Origin of the sequence: Paenibacillus sp. FSL L8-0436, assembly GCF_038593025.1 — a bacterium.
Lineage (GTDB): Bacteria > Bacillota > Bacilli > Paenibacillales > Paenibacillaceae > Paenibacillus_AQ.
Genome location: NZ_CP151955.1, coordinates 3,641,160 through 3,660,502, shown reverse-complemented (window position 1 = coordinate 3,660,502; position 19,343 = coordinate 3,641,160). Strand labels below are relative to the sequence as shown.

Sequence of the window (19,343 nt, the reverse complement as noted above, 5' to 3'; positions counted from 1 at the left end):
AGAAAAGCTGTGCGGTGTACTTGATGATTAAGGATATTAGCTCCTATTAGGGAGTTCCCTGTTTGTGATCCGGGGAATTCCTTAGCGGGAATTCCACTGCATTCTGGTGTGCTATACTGAAAAAAAACGAGAGGATGAGCCACATGACAGGTCCTTCATTGCGCCAGTTGCACGCCCATCATGCCATTCATCAAGGCGGGCTGTCCGGTGCTATAGCTAAAACTGAAGAAGTGGAAGAACTTCTGGAAGCAAAAGAATTCGAGGTGGCGCGCCAAGCGGCCGATCATTTGATTGAGTATTGGGAGACACGAATCATTAGCCACGCCGATGCGGAGGAAGACGGATTCTATCAGGAAGTAGCCGATAAGAATCCCCACTTGCAAGACGCAGTTAAGCAGCTGACACGTGATCATGAACTGCTGCGAATCATAGTAAAAGATGTGAAAGTAATGCTTGCTGAAGACGGACTCACTCCTGAGGTGATTCATCAGTTCCATGCCCTGTTGGTTGTGAACTCCATTCATAGCCGGGATGAAGAACAGCTGTTGTTAGCGGAGGTGTGACCTTCTCCTGCTGTTGAAGAATAGCACGCAGGTCATCTTTGTTGATTAATAAATCCTGCAGCGTATATTCATTTAGCACCTGCAGATAGGCTTGAAGCGCTCTGGCAAGTGCTCCTTTAAGTCCACAAACCGGGGAGATCGGACAGCTGCCGCCTGAAGGATTGAAGCACTCGACAAGATAGAAGTCGTCTTCCATCCGGCGTACGACCTCCCCAATGTTTATCTCTTCAGGTGTCCGGGCAAGCCGTATACCTCCCCCCCGCCCTCTTACAGTTTCAATATATCCCGCCTTTCCTAATTCGTGTGAGACCTTCATCAAATGATTTTTGGAGATATGATAAGCGTTCGATATGTCTTGTATGGTTGAAAGCTCATTTCGCTGCTTTGATCCAAGATAGAGGAGGATTCGCAAAGAAAAATCTGTATACAAAGTAAGTCTCATATTTCCCTCCAATTGTAGGTATAGTAAGTGATATTTATTACAAATAATATCATATATATTGTCCATTTTGTTAAAGTGGTATTTAAAATATATCTTTTAACTTAAAATGAGTATATATTAAATTTGTAACATTTGAGAGGAGCTGATCGTTATTTTATCACAGGAAACCAGGGATATTGTCAAATCCACAGCACCCGTATTGGCCGAACATGGCACAACCATTACATCAGTGTTTTACCGGAATTTGTTCGAAGCCCATCCAGAACTTCTTAATGTATTTAACCATGCCAACCAGGCGCAAGGCCGCCAGCAAGCTGCACTTGCCAATGCGGTGTACGCAGCAGCCGTCCACATTGACAACCTTGAGAATATCCTGCCTGCGGTTGTCCAGATTGCACACAAGCATGTCAGTCTTGGCATTAAACCGGAGCATTACCCGATCGTCGGCGAATTTTTACTGAAAGCCATCAAGGAAGTGCTGGGTGATGCCGCCACTGATGAAATTCTCAAAGCATGGGAAGAAGCCTACGGTGTCATCGCAGGTGCCTTTATCGGCGTTGAAGACAGCATGTATAAAGAAGCGCGTGAACAGGAAAATGGCTGGAATTTCTTCAAACCGTTCACTGTTGCGCGTAAAGTACAAGAAAGCACCAACATTACATCGTTCCACCTCAAACCGGCAGACGGTTCCAATGTACCGGATTATAAGCCAGGACAGTATATCTCTGTGCGTGTCTTAATACCTGGCGAGAAGTACACCATGATCCGCCAATACAGCCTTTCGCAAGCGCCAAAAGCGGATGAATTCCGCATTTCCGTGAAACGCGAAGCCGATAATGATCCGAATGGCGTCGTCTCGCTTTATCTTCATGAGCAGGTTGCAGAAGGAGATACCGTCGAAGTAAGCGCTCCGGCGGGTGAGTTTTTACTGGATGCCGCCAAAACAACGCCTGTGGCCTTTATCTCTGGTGGTGTAGGCATCACGCCGATGATAAGCATGTTCGAAACCGTTGCGGCAACTACGCCGGACCGGCCGACTGTATTCCTGCATTCTGCGCGGAATGAAGCACTGGCCGCTTTCCGTAAAGATGTCGAGAAACATGCATTTGCTATGAGCAATGTTAAGACCAAAACCTTCTATTCCGGTGGTCCGGATGGAGTAATTACAGGTGAAGTCCTAAAGACATATGTAGACATTACAGGGGATGCCTATGTTTGCGGTCCGGTACCTTTTATGGAAGCGATGATTCGTGAACTGCATGCGCTCGGAATGAAAGAAGAACAAATTCATTATGAGTTTTTCGGCCCGGCCCTGCAGTTGGACAACAACTAGTAATAAAAACACATAGGCCGCTTCCCGGATCTTAGTCGATCTGGGGGCGGCCTGTATTTTATCGGGAAACAAGCCATTCAAGCAGGACGTTCGCATGATTATGAACGGGATCTTTTGCTCCATAGACCAAAGTAACCACTTGTTCCAGCACCAGTTCATCAATCTTTGCAGCAAGTCTGCCGCGCTCCGGGTCTTCCTCCAGCTCCTTGATATAGCTGCTTGTGAATCCCGCAAACCGCCCTGGCTCATGGCCGAACCATTTTCGCAGCTCCGGGCTGGGGGCAATCTCCTTCATCCATTCGTCAATTGCGGCTTTTTGTTTGGAAATGCCACGGGGCCACAGCCTGTCTACCAGTATCCGGTACCCATCCTCTGGCTCAGCTTCCTCATAAATCCGCTTCAGCCTGAGATGATTATTTTGTTTTTTATGCAGCACCATGATTAACGATCCTCCTTGTTTTTGTCATCATATTATAAACAATCAAGGCTTATTAAGTATATAAATAAAAGCTTCGATTTGTGGTGCCAGTTTCCGGCAACTCCTCCATAAAGAGAGAGCTTATTCAGGAGTCTAAGTACGACACTCCTGAACAAGCTCAATCAGAAACCTTTCAATAAATCTACTTTATGATGTCCTGGCAATCGCTTAAGCGGGGCGAGGCTGGCCCAAGCCCAATTGAGCAGAGCCAATTCAGCACTACCTCATGCAGCACGTTGATGTTGTCTACGACTAATATGCTTGCCGGAGTTCTATTCGTATCCCCCTGTTAATACGGGCTTTCGAAATTCCGGATAGTGTCTAATTCGCGGACGCTGTAGAATATCCTTTATATAAACATTTCTTCTATATGGGGATTGGCCGTGACTACAGAGAATGTTTGGACTTCCAACCGCTGTAGAATCCGCTCATTCTCATCCCAATTTCATAGTAGGATATAGTAGTATTATCATTCCTGTACATCTGAACAAATCAATGCATATAAGTTAGACATGTTAAAAAAGTCGCGTTTCCGTCCTAGCTACTAGACACGCTGCAGAAAAAAAGCTTGTTTTAATTCGGTGGATTATTTTATGTATGCCCGATTCTCAAACCATCAACGAACAAAATAAACACCAGCTAACTTCGTCTTACGTTCTTAACACAAAGTACAGTTTGACCACAAAATATATATCAGCATATAAAGAAGAAAAGCCAATCCTAACAATGGATTTGGCTTTTCTTTGGATAGAATTCCCCTTTTATGTAGACCGTTAAGAAATCATTTGACATACGTCAGAAAAATCTGTATTAATTGTCCACTCTAAACGTCTAACCCATTCGTTTTTCCTTTAACATAGCAATATTACTTTTTCTTATCCCTTTGCCATTTTCATTAAAGTGGTTGGTATGTATTTGAAGTGCCAATAAATTACCAATACCCTCGATAAGAAATGTAAGATTAGTGTATCCGCCTGTTAGACGGATCAAATTCACTTTTCCAAATCTTCTTTTTAATTTTTCCGTTATTTCTTCTATCATAACTCCAGATGTACCAATCTCGTTTAGGGTTATCCAGCGAACCACTGGATTCTATAAACCACGGGTGTTCGTCACTTGTATGATTGATCACCAAATCCATAATAAGTTTCATGCCGCGGTGATGAACTTCATTTAGTAATTGATCAAAGTCCGCCATCGTGCCGAATTCAGCCATAATGGAACAGTAATCGCTGATGTCATAACCATTATCATCGTTGGGTGCCTTATACATCGGGCAGATCCATATCAGATCAATACCGGATCTTGAATATAATCCAGTTTTGAAATAATCCCCATAATGTCACCAACCTCATCTTCGTTGGAATCCATAAAACTTCTGGGATAGATTTGATAGAATCCTTCTTTCTAAAGGACTAAACTTTATTTAACGTATTATGCTTTAATCATGGCTAAGGTACATTCTTGCTTCGTATGGACGCAATTCGCTCTCCGTCATATCACCTGTATAATTGCATATCAACAGCTGATTCGTCTGTGCCAATTGTCCCTGAAGCGGGAGTTCGGTCGTATATCCTTTGAAATTGCATACGACAAGAATTTTGGTACCATTCAATGTTCGGGTATATGCAAACACGTCTTGATTCTCTGGAAAGATCAGCTCATATTCACCATATACGATTACTTCATGATCTTTCCTTAATTGAATTAACTTCCGGTAATAATGGAATATGGATTCGGGGTTATTCAAACTTTGTTCGGCATGGATGTGCTTATAATTCGGATTCACCTTAATCCATGGTTCCCCTCGTGTAAAACTAGCGTTATCGGAAGTATCCCATTGCATAGGTGTTCGTGCGTTATCGCGTCCTTTGGCGTAGATGGACTCCATAACGTTGCGTTCAGGATAACCTTTCCCCATTCTTTCCTTATAAAAATTGAGCAATTCTATATCCCGATAATCTTCAATAGCATATTGAACATTCGTCATGCCCAATTCTTCACCCTGATAAATGTATGGTGTACCTTGCATGCCATGAAGAAGGGTGGCCAACATTTAAGCTGATTCGATCCTGAATTCTCCATCATTTCCCCAACGTGAAACGATTCGAGGCAAGTCGTGGTTATTCCAGAACAAACTGTTCCAGGCGTCACCCTTGAGCTCCGTCTGCCATTTGGACAGCACTTTTTTTAATGACATAACATCTAAAGGCTTTAGATCCCACTTTCCTTTGCCTTCTTGTTCATCCAAGCCGATGTGTTCAAGTTGAAATACCATTGAAAACTCACTGCCGTCCGGGTTGCTGTACAGTTTGGCGATTTCCGGAGTGGCGCCCCATGTTTCTCCAACGGTTAGCAGGTCTTCCGCTTTTTGAAACGTCGCTTTGCTCAGTTCCCTGATATATTTATGCAGATTAGGCCCGTTTCCCGTAATCTTCAAATCCGGTTCTTTACCGATTAAGTCGATCACATCAAGTCGAAAACCACCAACACCCTTGTCGATCCACCAATAGATCATGTTGTATATCTCCTGCCGGACTTTGGGGTTTTCCCAGTTAAGATCCGGCTGTTTTACAGAAAATAGATGTAAATAATATTGCCCGATCTCAGGCACCCATTCCCAGGCTGATCCACCGAATGTGGACCCCAAGTCGTTCGGAGGCGTTCCTTCAACGCCATCTCTCCTTATTATACCCATAATCATCTTGAGGGGACTTGCAAACGGGTGATAACCAAATCGAACCGATGCCGAGTTCCTGCAAATAATCCAATCGGGACACAATGCCCTCCAAGTCGCCGATTCCATCTCCGTTACTATCTTGAAAGCTCCGTGGATATATTTGATATACAACGGTTTCTTTCCACCATTTTTTATTTTTCATGTTCCATTCAACCTCTCTTTCACACGAAACGTGTTTATTTACATCAACTCACAGCATCTCGTTATTCTTTGACGGATCCTACGACAATGCCAGTCACAAAGTATTTTTGCAGCAGCGGATAAATCAGCAATAGCGGGATGACAGCGACTACGATTTTGGCCGCATTCAGGTTCTTTTTCGAAATTTCAGTCAGGTTGCTGAGCTCACTGGAATTCGTGCCGGCTTGAAGCAAATCGGCAATATTCACGTTAAGGGACTGGATATAGGTCATTAGAGGATAATTGCTGACTTTGGTCATATAGATCAAACCGCTGAAGAAGTCATTCCATGTACCCACGATACTGAATAGAGCGACTGTTGCCAGCGCAGGAATGGACACAGGAACATACACTTTGAACAAGACCTGGAGCGGATTCGCCCCATCGATGAACGCTGCTTCTTCAAGCGCTTTAGGTACAGCGGAGAAGAAGTTCATCACGAGGATGACACTGAATATCGGGACAGCGCCTGGCAGAACAAGTGCCCAAATCGTATTCAACATATCCAGGTTTTTGATCAGCAGGTAACTCGGAATCATGCCTCCACTGAACAACATGGCAAAAATCATAATATTCATATAAATGTTTCTGCCTTTAAAATCCCTTTTCGATTTAGATAACGGATAAGCCATCAAAATAATCAGAGTCATGTTAAGCACAAGGGTAAGCGCGACACGTAGAACAGATATGCCAAAGGAACGCCAGAACTGTGGATCATCAATAATTTTGGTATACGCTGCAGTTGTAAAATTGACCGGAACGAGACCTACAGCATTCGCTGATACCGCCTCGCTGCTACTGAATGAAATGGCAACGATATTCCATAACGGAAGAAGGCAGGCCAATGCTAGCATGATGACGATGGCATAGATGACAAACCGGCCAATTCGATCTTTAAAGTTTGCAGAATAGGACACAGGTTTTGCCTCCTTAGAATATTTTTCGGTCCGTATATTTTTTGGCCAACTGGTTGGCAGACAAGAGTAAAACAATGCCGATCACGGACTTGAACAAGCCAACAGCCGTACCGAAGCTATACTGTCGCCCAACGAGACCGATCCGGTAGACATAGGTATCCAGAATATCGCCCGACTCATAGACAACCGGGTTATACAGATTATAGATTTGATCGAAACCGGCGCTCAAAATATTGGTCAGGCTCATTACACCCATGAGCAGAATAATAGGGAGCATGCCCGGCAACGTAATATGCCATACTTTTCTCCACCAACTGGCTCCATCCATTCCTGCCGCTTCATACAGACCGGGATCAATCGACGTAATAGCAGCCAAATAGACGATGGAACTGTAACCAAACTCCTTCCACACGTCTGTTCCGATAATCAGTGGCTGGAACCAGGTGTTGCTGCCAAGGAAATTAATATTTTCCAGGCCAAAGAACGCCAACATTTGATTTACAATTCCGTCCAAACTAAACATGTTGACAACGACGGATGCCAGTACAACCCAAGATAGAAAGTGCGGCAGATAAACAATCGTCTGCACGGATTTTTTTACGTATTTAATACGAATTTCATTTAACAAAACAGAAAAAATGATGGCCATCATCGTTCCGAGCAGAATCTTGCCAATAGCAATCACCAACGTATTGCTGACGACCTGCGCGATATCCGGCAGCTTAAACATATAAATAAAATGCTTCAGCCCTACAAATTCGGAGCCGAACATGCCCTTGGCGGGTATATAGTCCTGAAAGGCCGTAATGATGCCGACCATTGGAACATAGCTGAATATAAGCAAAAACAAAATGCCTGGCAGCATCATCATATGGTACATGGCACCTTCGCCAAGCCGGCCCCTTGCTTTCAAATTTTCCTGTTTCATGGATGAACCCCTTTCTCGAAGAAAGGCTGCGTATCGCAGCCCTGCCACTGTTCATGATGTTTATTGTTTTGATGCGACCTCGTCTTCAATTTCCTGAATGATTTGATCACCACCTTGTTTCTTCCAATTGCTGACGAATGTATCGAAGTAATCGAGCGGTTCTGAACCGGTCACGATTTTGATAAACGATTCCTGCTCCAACTTCGTCAGATTGGCCCACGTCTGTTTCATGCTTGATGTAGTTCCAGAGAAAGTAGGTGTCATCCAGACGAATTTGTTTTCCTGTGTCAGTTTGTCGATCAGTCCAACTCCGTTGATCCGCGAATGATATTTCGACCAAGCAGTCGCGTCATCCGTATCCATGTCGCTTAAATAGGTTTTGATGCTTCCGATATTGTTCTTCGATTCGGTTGTACGAACCTCATCCACGCCAATCTCTCCTTTAATCCCACGAACGACGTCAGAGTAATCATCCAGCAGCGATGTAGCCGAGTTGACTTCGATATTAAAAGGTCTCGTAGAACCGTCTACCCCGGTCTCTTGATACTTGGCAGCTTCCGGCATGGTTGCTGCGGCATCTTTATCATTAGCCAGTTTATCGTAGAACAGGTTTACAATCTTAACGGCCAGCTCAGGGTGTTCATATCCTTTTCTCACCACGATAAACTGATTGGATGGATTGGCATGTGCCACGTTGACATTGCCGTCTGCATCCTCCAACGTATACGCCGAGAATTTTGCATTTTTATCCATCTTCTTCACGCTGATCAGTCCCCAGTCAGGGATATGCCACGGTCCAAAAGCGATACCGCTTTGGCCATTGGTGTAGAGTGCAGTAATGTCATCAAACGTGCGGGTCCCAAATTGCGGGTCAATGATGCCATTCTTGAACCAATCCGCCATGATGCCCAGCATTTGCTTGGTTTCTTCTGTCGTGGAACCATACACGATTTTGCCCTCTTCACCATTGATCCAATATTGCGGGAACGCTCCCTTGGTTGAGGCAACACCCAGCATGGTATAAGCAGAGCCATTATAATCTGTTGTATTCAGCGTGTTCACAAATGGAATACCTACCGGGTTCCCGGATTGGCCAGGATCTCTTTTCAGGAATTCCAGCGCCGTCTTCTCCACTTCATCCAGCGAGATGGTCCCGTCTCCGTCTACATCAAGTTGAATTCCCAGCAGATCCAGCCAATCTTGACGGACCCAAACCATCGTTGGTGCGGAATCCAGGGAAGTCGCCGGAAGGCCCATCAAACGTCCATCGATCGTCGCATTGTCTAATGCACGGCCATCATAGGAATCGTACATCTGCTTGATGTTATCCGTAGCATATTGATCATAAATGGCTGTCAGATCCTCAATCAGATCATTATCCACCAGTTCTTTCAGTTCATCTTTGGAATCGACGCGCATCATGTCAGGCAATTCCCCGGAGGCGATGGCGAGCGAAACTTGACGGCTATAATCTTCACCATTGGCTTCAAATTGATCTGTAATCTGAGCGTTAAACGTGTCTTTGACCAGCCGAGTATACGCGTTGTTCTCATAGGTATCTCCAGCCGGCAGTTTTGGGTTGGCTGTGGTCACCCGTCCCATGGTTACGGTGATTTCGTCTTTATAGGCACTGAACGGATCTCCCGGCGTTACCTCATATTTGCCTGCTTCCTCTGCACTAGGAGGATTGGAAGAGTCTCCACATGCCGCGAGGGTTGCAACCATCAAGGCAGACATGGACAGCACGGCCAGACGTTTCGTCAACCGTTTGCTTTTCATGGACCATTTTGTTCTCATCTAGTTCGATTCCCCTTTGATTATCAATTATGTTTACGCTTTCATTATAAAATAGAGTGAAGACCAATCGAGATAGGGATTGCACGTCCGTTTGGATAGAGAAATGGTTACAGTTTTCAGTCGGTATTATAATACATTGGTTAGCTTGTGAGCATATACCCTACCTACTGACCTACATTCGTCTATCTATCCTTATTCTTGATCAAAAACAAAGGCCGGCAGCTCCTAAAACAGGAAGCTGTCGGCCTTCATTTATCAAAAATCGATAAAATGTCTTTCGTATCATTTACATGACAGCCTACAACGATCATGGAATACGGTCACTTTTCTCATTAAATGGATGTCCGGTCATTGGGAAGATATCCGCTATTTATTTCCTCTGCCTAGCTGCCGATACTCGCTTGGCAGAAGACCTGTCAGTTCACGGAAAATCCGGCTGAAATATTTTTCATCCGTATAACCCACTCGCTCCGCAATCCAGAAAATCGTGTTGTTCGTATTGAGCAAATACTCTTTGGACTTCTCTACCCGGATGAACCGGGAGTACTCATTAAAGGTTTTCCCCATCAGTTCTTTGAAACATTGACTGAAATAGCTTCGGCTGATGTTAAGTTGTTGGGAGAGACCTGAAGCTGTATATGCCTGCTCCAAATCATGTTGCACGATCATCACCGCTTTTTTCACGGCATCGATGATTTCCGGTGAATATGAAGTCTGTTCATCGGTCTTTCGAATGCCTGCAGCAGTCTGCTTGATCCACTCTTCGACCTCGAACCAGGACTCGAAAGAATGGATCATGGAGATTCTTCCAAGCGTAGTTTGGGCAAAAAGGTGGTTCCACTCCATAACGATCGAGTACAGCAATCCCATCAACTGACCTTTATGTAATCGTAATGATTTGAACTGGTCAATAAGTTGGTTGTAGTAACTGTCATGATGGGTCCATAGTGTTTGGAACCAACTTTGCTTAATCCGGTCAATGTCCTCATCCTGCGGTTCTTTTGAAAATATGTCTCCCTCTTTCATCGAAACGGGAATGACTTGGTCACTGGGGTTGTACGCATAGAATAAAGACGTCTCTGTATAATTCATAATCCAGTTTTTGATTTGCGACCACGTTCGCTCTTGTACATCAGACAAAACCAACAACGTACTTTGGGGGACTTGATTCAGGGATTCCTTTAATTGATGAAATAGTTGATCCTCTTCGTACTGGGGTACTGCCCACATCCAGCTATTCCGCTCAACCTCCCACCTTATCTCATCTTCATGCGCAGTTAGCTCCATTGTCCACGTATGTTCTGATTTGCGATCCAGTGAAACAAGTGCATACACATTTCGATAATGGACATTAATTGCATTCTGTGAAGGCATCTTTATTTTCGTGTTCGTCAACCCGTTAATTCGGGTATGTATCCGATGCAGAACATGTTCGAATTGCTCTTTCTCCAGCTGGACTTTGGCTATATAGTCGATGGCTCCCAGCCTGAGCGCTTCCTGGATATAATCGAAATCCTGATGCAGTGTTAACACAACGATATGAAGTTCCGGATAGAGCTGCCTCGCAGCATGCATCAGTTCAATCCCTGACATTACCGGCATGGCAAGATCCGTCAACATTAGATCGACCGGTTGGGATTTCAGAAAATCCAGTGCTTTCGCCCCGTTACTTGCTTCTCCTACAACTTCCATGTTGAACTCGTTCCATGGCATCGCAGAGCTAATGCCTTTGCGTACCAGCTTATCGTCATCCACAATCAATACCTTAATCATGCCGGGATATCTTCTCCTTTAATAGGCAATATGAGCAGTATGCTTGTCCCCGTTCCCACTTCACTCTCGATCACCAGTTGTGCCTGATCCCCGTACTGTGCCTTCAACATACGGTGAACGTAATTGAGTCCTATACCCATCCCTACTTTTTGTTGTTCAGCTACACGATTGTTCAGCAGTTTATGAATGGCTTCCTCGGTCATGCCTGCACCATTATCTTGTATCATAATGTTCAACGTTTCAGTGCGTGTAACTTCAATTTGAATAAAACCTTCGTCACTCAATCCATGATATAGCGAATTTTCAACCAGCGGTTGCAAAATAAAGCGAGGCACAGGAATTTGAAGCACTTGTTCATCTGCAGTAATGCGGACGTCAAATTCAAAGTCATATCGAATTTGCTGCAAAATCAGATACTGCCTTAACGCATCAATTTCCTCTTCCATCGTGGATACTTGCCCTAATTTGCCCAAATTGTAATACAACAGCTTGTTCAAGGACTGCACCAGCTTGTCGATCTCCCCTTGTCCGTTCATGACGGCCAGCCAGTGCACCGTATCCAGCGTATTCATCAGAAAGTGCGGGTTGATCTGATAGAGCAGTTTTTCCACTTCCAGGTCTGCACGAATCTTCTCTTTCTGCTGCACTTCCTTGAAGAGGTTACCGATTTGATGCTGCATATTGGAAAATTCACCCAGCAGAAAATCAAATTCGGGAATCTGAGTTCGAGCTCGGCTCCCTGTCGATTGTGGATTCTTGGACATCCCATTGATTTCGGAATGGAAGAGTCCGAGTGGTTTGTAGACCATCTTCCACAGAAGCCAAGCAAGAAATACGGTAAAGCCAAGGAAAAATAAAGCGACCAGCAATATTTGAAGCAGCCACTGGTTTTTCTCCTGTTGATATTGAGCCTGTGAAATAACCGACACGACACTCCATTTCTGTGAGGAATCCTCTTTAAACCAGTGGTACCCGCGGGATATTCCGTCCTTCACAGGGTCGACTGTTAAGCTGGAGAAATTCTCCCCGACCTTCATGGCTTCCGGTATTTCACTGTACACAATGTTGCCTTCTCCATCCAGGATCAGATGAGATAAAGCGCCCTTGTATTGATTGTAACCCAAGATATCCTCTGTAAGACGAAAGCCGGATTCTACGTAAATGTATGCATCGTCCCTTTTGGGAAGTTGTACTCTTCGCATAGCAGACAGAACGAGTTTGTCATCGAATTGATTCATGCTGATATGGGGACCATAGTACTTAATTCCATAGGTTTGGAAGAGCACAGGCAAAGACTCAGGAGAAAAATGATCCTTGATCGGAAAGTTACCGAACTGCGTAGTGCCTTCTTTCTGGAAGTAATATAAGATCAAACCGATATTTGGATTGGTAAACGTGACAACGCTTAACTCGCTCTTTAATTCGTCCCTGGCCTCGATCAATTCGAAGATATCGGAGGACGGATTCAAAAATCCATCCATCCTTTTGCCTACAGTGCCACTGTAAGACAATTGCTGCGTAACGTGATTCAGATTGGTGATTGAATTCTCCAATGAGGATGTCACCTCCTGTAAATTGCTACGGATGCCATCATCGATCTTATTTGCGAAAATGGAGTCAATGGTATAGTAAGAAATTGCAAATATGCTGATAAAGGGGATAAACGCACTGAGAAAGAACAATAAAAAGATTCTTTTTTTAAGTGTCATTTTGACCTGTTCTCCTTCTAAAAATGAAACAACAAGCTCCTACTTATGGAAGCTTCTGTGAATATACATACAGCTATACCGATTATCGTTTTCCTCATAGCCCCCGGCCATTTTGAAGCATGCCGGTATTTCAATCCATTCAGGAGGGCACAAATCAGGACAATCTGTCTGTGTCCTGTCCAAGTCCAATTTTCTTTCATAATTATAGATTGATATTCAAATTAGTCAAACACTTTCATACTGAACGGTGCCACAATGCTGCCCGTTAGCCAACCATGCAGCGGATCAAGAAGTTGCACGGCGAGTATATCCTTACCAAGAAGATATCGAACGATTAGACTCAATTCCAGGCATATCAACACGAATGGCCGAACAAATCCTGGCTGAAATCGGTACTGATATTAAAAACCAGTTTCCAAGCGCAGCTCATATGTGTTCCTGGGCAGGACTTGTTCCTGGCCATAACGAAAGTGCGGGCAAAAGGAAATCGGCTAAAACCAAAAAGGGCAATAAATATTTGAGATCAGGCTTAACTGAAGCTGCTCATTCCGTAAAAGGTTAAAAGAACTACCTCGGTGCACTTTATAGGCGTACAGCTGCACGGAAAGGAAGGAAACGAGCAGGAATAGTAGTCGCCCATGCCATGTTGAGAATCTCCTATTACCTTCTAACTCGTAAAGAAATGTATGTTGATCTATGGGAAGACTACTTTGATAAGCAAAGGGAACAGTCCATTGTGCGACATGCTTTACGCAGACTTGAAGGACTAGGCTACTCCATTACCATCACTAAACCAGAAGGCTCTTAATCTGTATAAAGCTGCAATAAAAAGCTTTTCTGGCGCTCTCCCCTTTTAAAAAACGAACGAGCTGCGTCTTCTTTAGTGCTGCCTTTTTCCACACTTTGGTGCAATGAATTTTCATAGTAGTTCAATCAAAAGCAGCCGTTCCTTTTGGACGGCTGCCGAGTTGGTTTGGTTTTTTCAACTATCGTTTCCCGTTAGCCATACATGCAGCGCAAACGACGCACCACAGATGATGAAAATATATGTATCTGTTATACTGCTACTATGGCTGGAAGAAGAAGGTGGATAAGCTATGGTGCCAACGAGCCCATCCGTTAGTCTGACTCCAACGATCGCGGTGCATCACAGATTGTCACTCCTATCTGGAAGCACTCACGGGAGATTAATCCTACTCTGATTGTTGCACCAGCCTCTTACCTAATTTGAGGTTAATGAAAACAAGGGAGCAGCTCTGCCGTGGCAAACTACTCCTTGTTTGATTCAACTGTCCTTCATCTTTCACTCAATGATTTATTTTGTCTCAGACGAATCAGATTGTTCACTACGGAGGACTTCATGCGATATTTTCAATTGGTCCTGTATTCCAAAAAGCCACCACCCTCCCCCTTTTTTTAATAGTCTTTATTAGACACCATTCAAAATTTAGGAATAGCTTCCTTTTGTGCATTTGAAATAAAAAGGGAGTATATTGTATTTTTGTCGAATTTGCAGTAATAAACATATGAAAAGTATTGAATACAAACAAGTGTTTCCTGTCACGTCAATATACATAAAGTGAGGAGCATAGACCATGATAATCAAACCAAGAACACGCGGCTTCATATGCACAACTGCACATCCAGAGGGATGCGCCAGCCAAGTTAAGCAGCAAATACAAGCGATAACAAAACGGCCGAAGATCCAGGGCCCCCGTAATGTTCTGGTAATTGGAGCCTCAACCGGATATGGTCTTGCTTCCCGAATTACTTCTGCCTTCGGTGCGGGCGCAAGCACAGTGGGCGTGTACCGGCAGAGTAGTCCAACCGGAAAACGGACTGCATCCGCTGGCTGGTATAATTCAGCGGCGTTTGAACGGCTTGCCGAAGAAGCAGGCCTGCAGTCATACAGTGTCGCCGGTGACGCTTTCTCGCAAGAAACCAAAGAGCGAACGATTGAGCTGATCCGCCAGAAGCTGGGACAGGTCGATCTTGTGGTCTACAGTGTTTCTACTGGACGACGGAGTGATCCGCAGACCGGTGAGGTGTATCAATCTGCGCTGAAGCCCATCGGGCGCACCTACACTAATAAAACGGTAGACTTCCATACCGGTGAAGTAAGCACCATATCTATTGAGCCTGCCACAGAAGAGGAAATCCGCGGCACGGTCAAAGTGATGGGCGGTGAAGATTGGCTGCTGTGGATTAATGCTCTCCGGGAAGCGGGTGTACTGGCAGACGATGCGACAACGATAGCTTACTCCTATATCGGGCCGGAGCTTACGGATGCGGTCTACCGCTCCGGAACCATCGGCCGGGCTAAGGATCATCTGGAAGCCACCGCCAGAGAGCTTAACGGGCAGATGAAGCTTCATGGCGGTCGCGCATTCGTCGTGGTTAGTAAAGGGTTGGTGACCCAATCGAGTTCCGCCTTGCCGGTTGTTCCTTTATACATCTCAGTCTTGTACAAAGTCATGAAGGAACTAGAACTGCATGAAGGCTGTATTGAACAGACGTACCGCCTGTTTGCAGATCGTCTGTATACTGATGGAGAAGTTCCACTGGATGAGGAAGGACGTATTCGTATTGATGACTGGGAAATGTCGCCTGCCGTTCAAGCTGAGGTAACCCGCATCTGGAACCTTTTGTCCACAGAGAATATGAATGAACTTACCGACCTGCAAGGCTACCGCAGAGAGTTCTTCCAGTTGTTTGGCTTTGAGAACGCAGATATCAACTACGAAGCGGACACGAACCCGGAAGTCGCTATACCAAACTTATATCAATAAGTCTGAGATGCATCACATAACTAGATAAGAAAGAAGTGCTGTTATGCGGGAGCGGGACGCCGCTTTATATTCTTGATCGCGACTGACCTGGGACTGAAGTCGGAGCATCATTCCGGTTATCCCTGAAGCCCTGGAAGCCCGTCTGATTGGATTGCCCATGCCGCCCATTCTGCTTCATTTCCCGCCTCCGGGAGCAGGTGTGGACAGCGTGATCTGGAATGTGTATGACGCTATGCACCAAGCAACCAGGCACTTAATTGCCATGGGACACCGCCGCATCATGTATATCGGAGATATCCGGCAGAGCCGGGGATACCGGATGCGCTGGCAAGCCTTGAACACTGCAATAGATGAAGCTAGAATGAGCTTACCCTTAGATGAGTTCCATATCTTTGAGCTGGATGGGCCGCAGGATAAACGGACAGGCAAATGGCAGGAAAAGATTAACCGCTATGCCCCTACTGCCTTCTTGTGTGCTTCACAGGACGATCTGACCCGAACCTATCTGGCCTGTCAAATTACAGGCCACACCATACCGAACGAACTAAAGAAGCACCCTGCTCACAGAATATAAAAATTCTGCAAGCTAGGTGCTTCATTTAATTATAGTGATAGAACAGCGATCTAAACAACAATACGATTCGTGGACTCCCGTTCGATAATTTCCGAGGGAATTGTTACACTCTTGTGTACTAAGGCTGGCGAATTAGTATATATCAACTCATATACGAGCTGGAATGCTTCGGCTCCAAGCACTGATGGATTGAGGTTCAAGCCGGTAATTGATGGCGACACTTTATCCAAATAGGCTGCATCATTGAAGGTAAGCATACCGACGTCTTCCGGCACTCTCATCTGCTTGCGTTGACAATATTTCGTCGCGATTAGAGACACAATAGGTTCCATCGTCAGGATCGCATCGAAGCTGGTCCCTTCTCCGAGAACTTTGTCCAGCGCATTCGTTATGTCTGCCTCTTCGTTACTGGAGTAAACGATGTTCGTAGAAGCCTCTTCCACACTCTCTTCAATAGCTCTCTGATAGCCGTGAATACGATCGTAAGTGAAATCCTGCTTCACGTTCGCTGTCAGGAACAAAATATTGCGGTACCCTTTATCAAGCAAGTATCGGGTCGCCATATAACTGTCACGGATATTGTCATTGTGTACGGAAAATACATTGTGGTTCAGACTGCTCCCGATCATGACAAAAGGAATATTGTTCTCCTGCATGCTATTTAACAATAAATCCTTATCCGAAGACCTCACGCTTGTAAAGATAAATCCCTTTACCTGGTTCTTCTTAAACAATTGAATCGACTTCTCGATTTGTTCTTCAACATTATAATAAAGCGAGAACTGTACGTTATAATCTAACTTTTTCGCCGCATTCGAAATCCCGCACAGCACATCGCTAAAAAATAGATTCTCGAGCATCTCCTTAGGATCTCTTGCAATCGAGAAGCCGATCGTTCCGGATTTATGCTGTAATTGAGATTGTACCGGTACATAATTTATTTGCTCCATAGCAGAGAAAACCTTAGCCCTGGTCTCGCTAGCGATATTGCCCTTTTGGGTAATCACTCTGGAAACAGTCGCGGGCGATACACCCGCTAGGAGAGCTACGTCTTTTATAGTAGTGATTTCAACCACCCCCGAAAAATGAAAGAACTTTTTTCTATAACAACATTCCCTATCTGTTTATTCTACTATGAATATTCAGTTTAAATCCAGTTTTCTCTTTGTTGATTCACCCCAATCAACGGTTTCTTTTGAAAGGTTGGTGAAATTAGGTATTTCAACCGACAGAACATCTTCAAAAGTGAAGATTCTATTAACCGCACTCATAATTTTATCCCCGCGGGTCAGTTTGACATTTAAGCGAACAAGGACTGTCTGCTGATTTTCTTCCTTCTTTTGGCTGGATTGAACCAGCATTTCAGAAATTTGTATCCCTTGGGTCCCTAATTCAGCCACAATTTGTGCTAATAAGTCTTGTCTATTATACATTCTGATGTTCATTTCATATTTTCGATATTTACGCAACATGTATTTCTCCCACTTATTGAATACAAACAAGCTGACGAGTACAAGAAAAGCAGCCAGAACAGCTCCGAAATAAAACCCTGCACCGGCACAAAGGCCGATGCCTGCCACAACCCAGATGGAAGCCGCTGTAGTCAAACCGGAAACATACGAACCCGTGCGAATAATTGCTCCTGCACCTAGAAATCCGATACCTGTAATGACCTGAGCCGCTAACCGTGCAGGGTCCATTCTGACATAGGGCTGATCCGCGAAATCACTGAATCCATAGATGGACAACAACATAATTGTTGCAGAACCGACGCAAACAAGAATGTGGGTCCGGAATCCGGCCGCATGGTTATTGACTTCCCGTTCAAATCCGATCAATCCGCCCAGTAATAAGGCCATCAGAATTCGCAGCGTCATATCCCAATAGCTGATGTGCCATATAGCTGAGCTTGCGCTACTCATTCACTTCCACTTCCCTTCGTATTCACTCTCCCCTATTCGTATGGAATTGAACCAGGGATTCTTTAAGCGTCTCTGACAAATTCTCCAATTTGTCAGAAAGGAATACCAGTTTTCCACTAATATTTAATTGCTCGGTCGCTATAGAAGCTACTTCTTCCGAGGCTGCTGATGATTGCTCGGCCACTGCGCTTACATTGCTTATTGATTCGGATAATATAAGCTGTGATTGATTTAGCTCCCTGATGGAAGCCGTTGATGATGCACTTTCCTGGATAAACAAGCCCATCTCCTCACGAACGCTGTCAAAGATAGTTGAGGCTTCCTTGACCGAGCGAATTTGCTCGGTTAACAACGGAGAAGCCGTAAGCAATAAATCAACCGTTTCCTCAACTTCCTTTTGAATATCGTTTGTAATGTTCTGAACAACGCTTATCGATACTTTGGAATGATCCGAAAGTTTTCGAATCTCATCCGCGATGATCATAAATCCTTTCCCTGCCGCACCGGCTCTGACCGCCTCTATTGACGCATTCAAGGACAGAATATTCGTCTGCTGTGCCATTGTTGTGAGCACATCCAGAATTTTTCGAATCGAGCTTGTGCTGTCTTTGAGCTTATCCACTTTACCTATCATGGATCTGGTCAATTCTTCAGTCGAATTCGTTTTTGTGATGAGATCACCCATATATTCGGTTCCCTCATTACTGATTTGATACACCCGATCAGCCGCGCCTTCCATCTTTGAATTGAAATCAATTACTTTATTCATATTCATCCCGATGTTGTCAGCGTAATTCATCCCGTTCTCTGCTTCCATCGAAAGCCCCATTGCCCCTTGTGCAATTTCCTCGACTGCGACAGCGACCTCTTTCGCCATCGTGGAAGTGTTCTGGGAAACTTCAGACAACTCAAATGCGGTTTGCAATACATGTTGCGCGGAATCATTGGTTTTCTCCACCAGCAGGGAAATTTGTCCCATCATTTGGTTAAAGCTTTGTCCCAGTCGGCCAATTTCGTCCTGTCCCTTAAAATTCGTACGCACGGACAGGTTCCCTTTTTCCCCTTCTTCCATCAAGGATGAGAGTTTAACCAGCCGTTTAGCTACCATCCGTATCATAATCAATCCAATACCAATGCTTACAAGAGCAGAGAGTATGGCGATAATCATCGTGATTTGGATAATGTTTTTGGCTTGTCT

General features: G+C 44.6%; 14 protein-coding genes and 3 pseudogenes. 5 read left to right on the top strand and 12 right to left on the bottom strand.

All coding sequences use genetic code 11. From position 1 onward, the window contains the following. Positions 1–143: 143 nt before the first annotated feature. A complete protein-coding gene (locus tag NSS79_RS16845) occupies positions 144–563 on the top strand; it encodes a hypothetical protein (RefSeq protein WP_342440245.1) in 420 nt (139 codons plus the stop codon). A gap of 13 nt (positions 564–576) precedes the next feature. Here NSS79_RS16845 and NSS79_RS16840 read toward each other — a convergent pair. Beyond that, positions 577–1,005 (bottom strand): annotated as a pseudogene (locus NSS79_RS16840) (Rrf2 family transcriptional regulator); the annotation flags it as partial. Positions 1,006–1,156: 151 nt separating this feature from the next. On the opposite strand from NSS79_RS16840, the gene hmpA reads away from it, so the two are divergent. Further along, the gene (gene hmpA, locus NSS79_RS16835; RefSeq protein ID WP_342440390.1) at positions 1,157–2,338 is read left to right on the top strand and encodes an NO-inducible flavohemoprotein; all 1,182 of its coding nucleotides are present in this window, start codon (positions 1,157–1,159) and stop codon (positions 2,336–2,338) included. 58 nt (positions 2,339–2,396) lie between these two features. Here the strand turns inward: hmpA and NSS79_RS16830 are convergent, their stop codons facing one another. The 8 genes and pseudogenes from NSS79_RS16830 to NSS79_RS16795 form a co-directional block, all read right to left on the bottom strand. Continuing rightward, positions 2,397–2,777, bottom strand: a complete 381-nt coding sequence (locus NSS79_RS16830) for a DUF488 domain-containing protein (RefSeq protein ID WP_342440244.1) — start codon at positions 2,775–2,777, stop codon at positions 2,397–2,399. 1,054 nt (positions 2,778–3,831) lie between these two features. Then, positions 3,832–4,187 (bottom strand): annotated as a pseudogene (locus NSS79_RS16825) (alpha-amylase family glycosyl hydrolase); the annotation flags it as partial. Between the two features lie 70 nt (positions 4,188–4,257). Continuing rightward, a pseudogene (locus NSS79_RS16820) lies at positions 4,258–5,698 on the bottom strand (alpha-glucosidase). A 61-nt stretch (positions 5,699–5,759) separates the two neighbouring features. After that, a complete protein-coding gene (locus NSS79_RS16815) occupies positions 5,760–6,653 on the bottom strand; it encodes a carbohydrate ABC transporter permease (RefSeq protein WP_342440243.1) in 894 nt (297 codons plus the stop codon). A gap of 13 nt (positions 6,654–6,666) precedes the next feature. After that, positions 6,667–7,581 carry an ABC transporter permease subunit gene (locus tag NSS79_RS16810; protein WP_342440242.1) on the bottom strand — a complete coding sequence of 305 codons (915 nt, stop codon included), beginning with the start codon at positions 7,579–7,581 and terminating at the stop codon, positions 6,667–6,669. A 60-nt stretch (positions 7,582–7,641) separates the two neighbouring features. Then, positions 7,642–9,378 (bottom strand): sugar ABC transporter substrate-binding protein, encoded by a 1,737-nt coding sequence (locus tag NSS79_RS16805; protein WP_342440241.1) that lies wholly within the window; start codon positions 9,376–9,378, stop codon positions 7,642–7,644. Between the two features lie 366 nt (positions 9,379–9,744). Next, the gene (locus NSS79_RS16800) at positions 9,745–11,151 is read right to left on the bottom strand and encodes a response regulator (protein ID WP_342440240.1); all 1,407 of its coding nucleotides are present in this window, start codon (positions 11,149–11,151) and stop codon (positions 9,745–9,747) included. Then, positions 11,148–12,860 carry a histidine kinase gene (locus NSS79_RS16795; protein WP_342440239.1) on the bottom strand — a complete coding sequence of 571 codons (1,713 nt, stop codon included), beginning with the start codon at positions 12,858–12,860 and terminating at the stop codon, positions 11,148–11,150. The genes NSS79_RS16800 and NSS79_RS16795 overlap by 4 nt, the downstream gene beginning before the upstream one ends. Before the next feature lie 247 nt (positions 12,861–13,107). Here NSS79_RS16795 and NSS79_RS16790 point away from each other — a divergent pair, with 247 nt between their 5' ends. The 3 genes from NSS79_RS16790 (at position 13,108) to NSS79_RS16780 (ending at position 16,223) form a co-directional block, all read left to right on the top strand. Then, positions 13,108–13,422, top strand: coding sequence for an IS110 family transposase (locus tag NSS79_RS16790; protein WP_342440238.1), 315 nt, complete (start codon positions 13,108–13,110; stop codon positions 13,420–13,422). A 1,033-nt stretch (positions 13,423–14,455) separates the two neighbouring features. Further along, positions 14,456–15,649, top strand: coding sequence for an enoyl-ACP reductase FabV (gene fabV / locus NSS79_RS16785; RefSeq protein ID WP_342440237.1), 1,194 nt, complete (start codon positions 14,456–14,458; stop codon positions 15,647–15,649). A 157-nt stretch (positions 15,650–15,806) separates the two neighbouring features. Next, a complete protein-coding gene (locus tag NSS79_RS16780) occupies positions 15,807–16,223 on the top strand; it encodes a substrate-binding domain-containing protein (protein ID WP_342440236.1) in 417 nt (138 codons plus the stop codon). A 50-nt stretch (positions 16,224–16,273) separates the two neighbouring features. Here the strand turns inward: NSS79_RS16780 and NSS79_RS16775 are convergent, their stop codons facing one another. The 3 genes from NSS79_RS16775 to NSS79_RS16765 all read right to left on the bottom strand — a co-directional run bounded on the left by NSS79_RS16775 (position 16,274) and on the right by NSS79_RS16765 (position 19,262). Further along, a complete protein-coding gene (locus NSS79_RS16775) occupies positions 16,274–17,299 on the bottom strand; it encodes a LacI family DNA-binding transcriptional regulator (protein ID WP_342440235.1) in 1,026 nt (341 codons plus the stop codon). 66 nt (positions 17,300–17,365) lie between these two features. Further along, positions 17,366–18,145 carry an MgtC/SapB family protein gene (locus NSS79_RS16770; RefSeq protein WP_342440234.1) on the bottom strand — a complete coding sequence of 260 codons (780 nt, stop codon included), beginning with the start codon at positions 18,143–18,145 and terminating at the stop codon, positions 17,366–17,368. Positions 18,146–18,167: 22 nt separating this feature from the next. Then, on the bottom strand, positions 18,168–19,262 hold the full coding sequence (locus NSS79_RS16765) for a methyl-accepting chemotaxis protein (RefSeq protein WP_342440233.1): 1,095 nt from the start codon (positions 19,260–19,262) through the stop codon (positions 18,168–18,170). Positions 19,263–19,343 lie beyond the last annotated feature (81 nt).

Coding starts and splice junctions, on each gene's coding strand:
- NSS79_RS16845 (WP_342440245.1), top strand. CDS start 144: ATGACAGGTCCTTCATTGCGCCAGTTGCACGCCCATCATGCCATTCAT.
- NSS79_RS16830 (WP_342440244.1), bottom strand. CDS start 2,777: ATGGTGCTGCATAAAAAACAAAATAATCATCTCAGGCTGAAGCGGATT.
- NSS79_RS16810 (WP_342440242.1), bottom strand. CDS start 7,581: ATGAAACAGGAAAATTTGAAAGCAAGGGGCCGGCTTGGCGAAGGTGCC.
- NSS79_RS16805 (WP_342440241.1), bottom strand. CDS start 9,378: ATGAGAACAAAATGGTCCATGAAAAGCAAACGGTTGACGAAACGTCTG.
- NSS79_RS16800 (WP_342440240.1), bottom strand. CDS start 11,151: ATGATTAAGGTATTGATTGTGGATGACGATAAGCTGGTACGCAAAGGC.
- NSS79_RS16795 (WP_342440239.1), bottom strand. CDS start 12,860: ATGACACTTAAAAAAAGAATCTTTTTATTGTTCTTTCTCAGTGCGTTT.
- fabV (WP_342440237.1), top strand. CDS start 14,456: ATGATAATCAAACCAAGAACACGCGGCTTCATATGCACAACTGCACAT.
- NSS79_RS16780 (WP_342440236.1), top strand. CDS start 15,807: ATGCCGCCCATTCTGCTTCATTTCCCGCCTCCGGGAGCAGGTGTGGAC.
- NSS79_RS16770 (WP_342440234.1), bottom strand. CDS start 18,145: ATGAGTAGCGCAAGCTCAGCTATATGGCACATCAGCTATTGGGATATG.
- NSS79_RS16765 (WP_342440233.1), bottom strand. CDS start 19,262: ATGATACGGATGGTAGCTAAACGGCTGGTTAAACTCTCATCCTTGATG.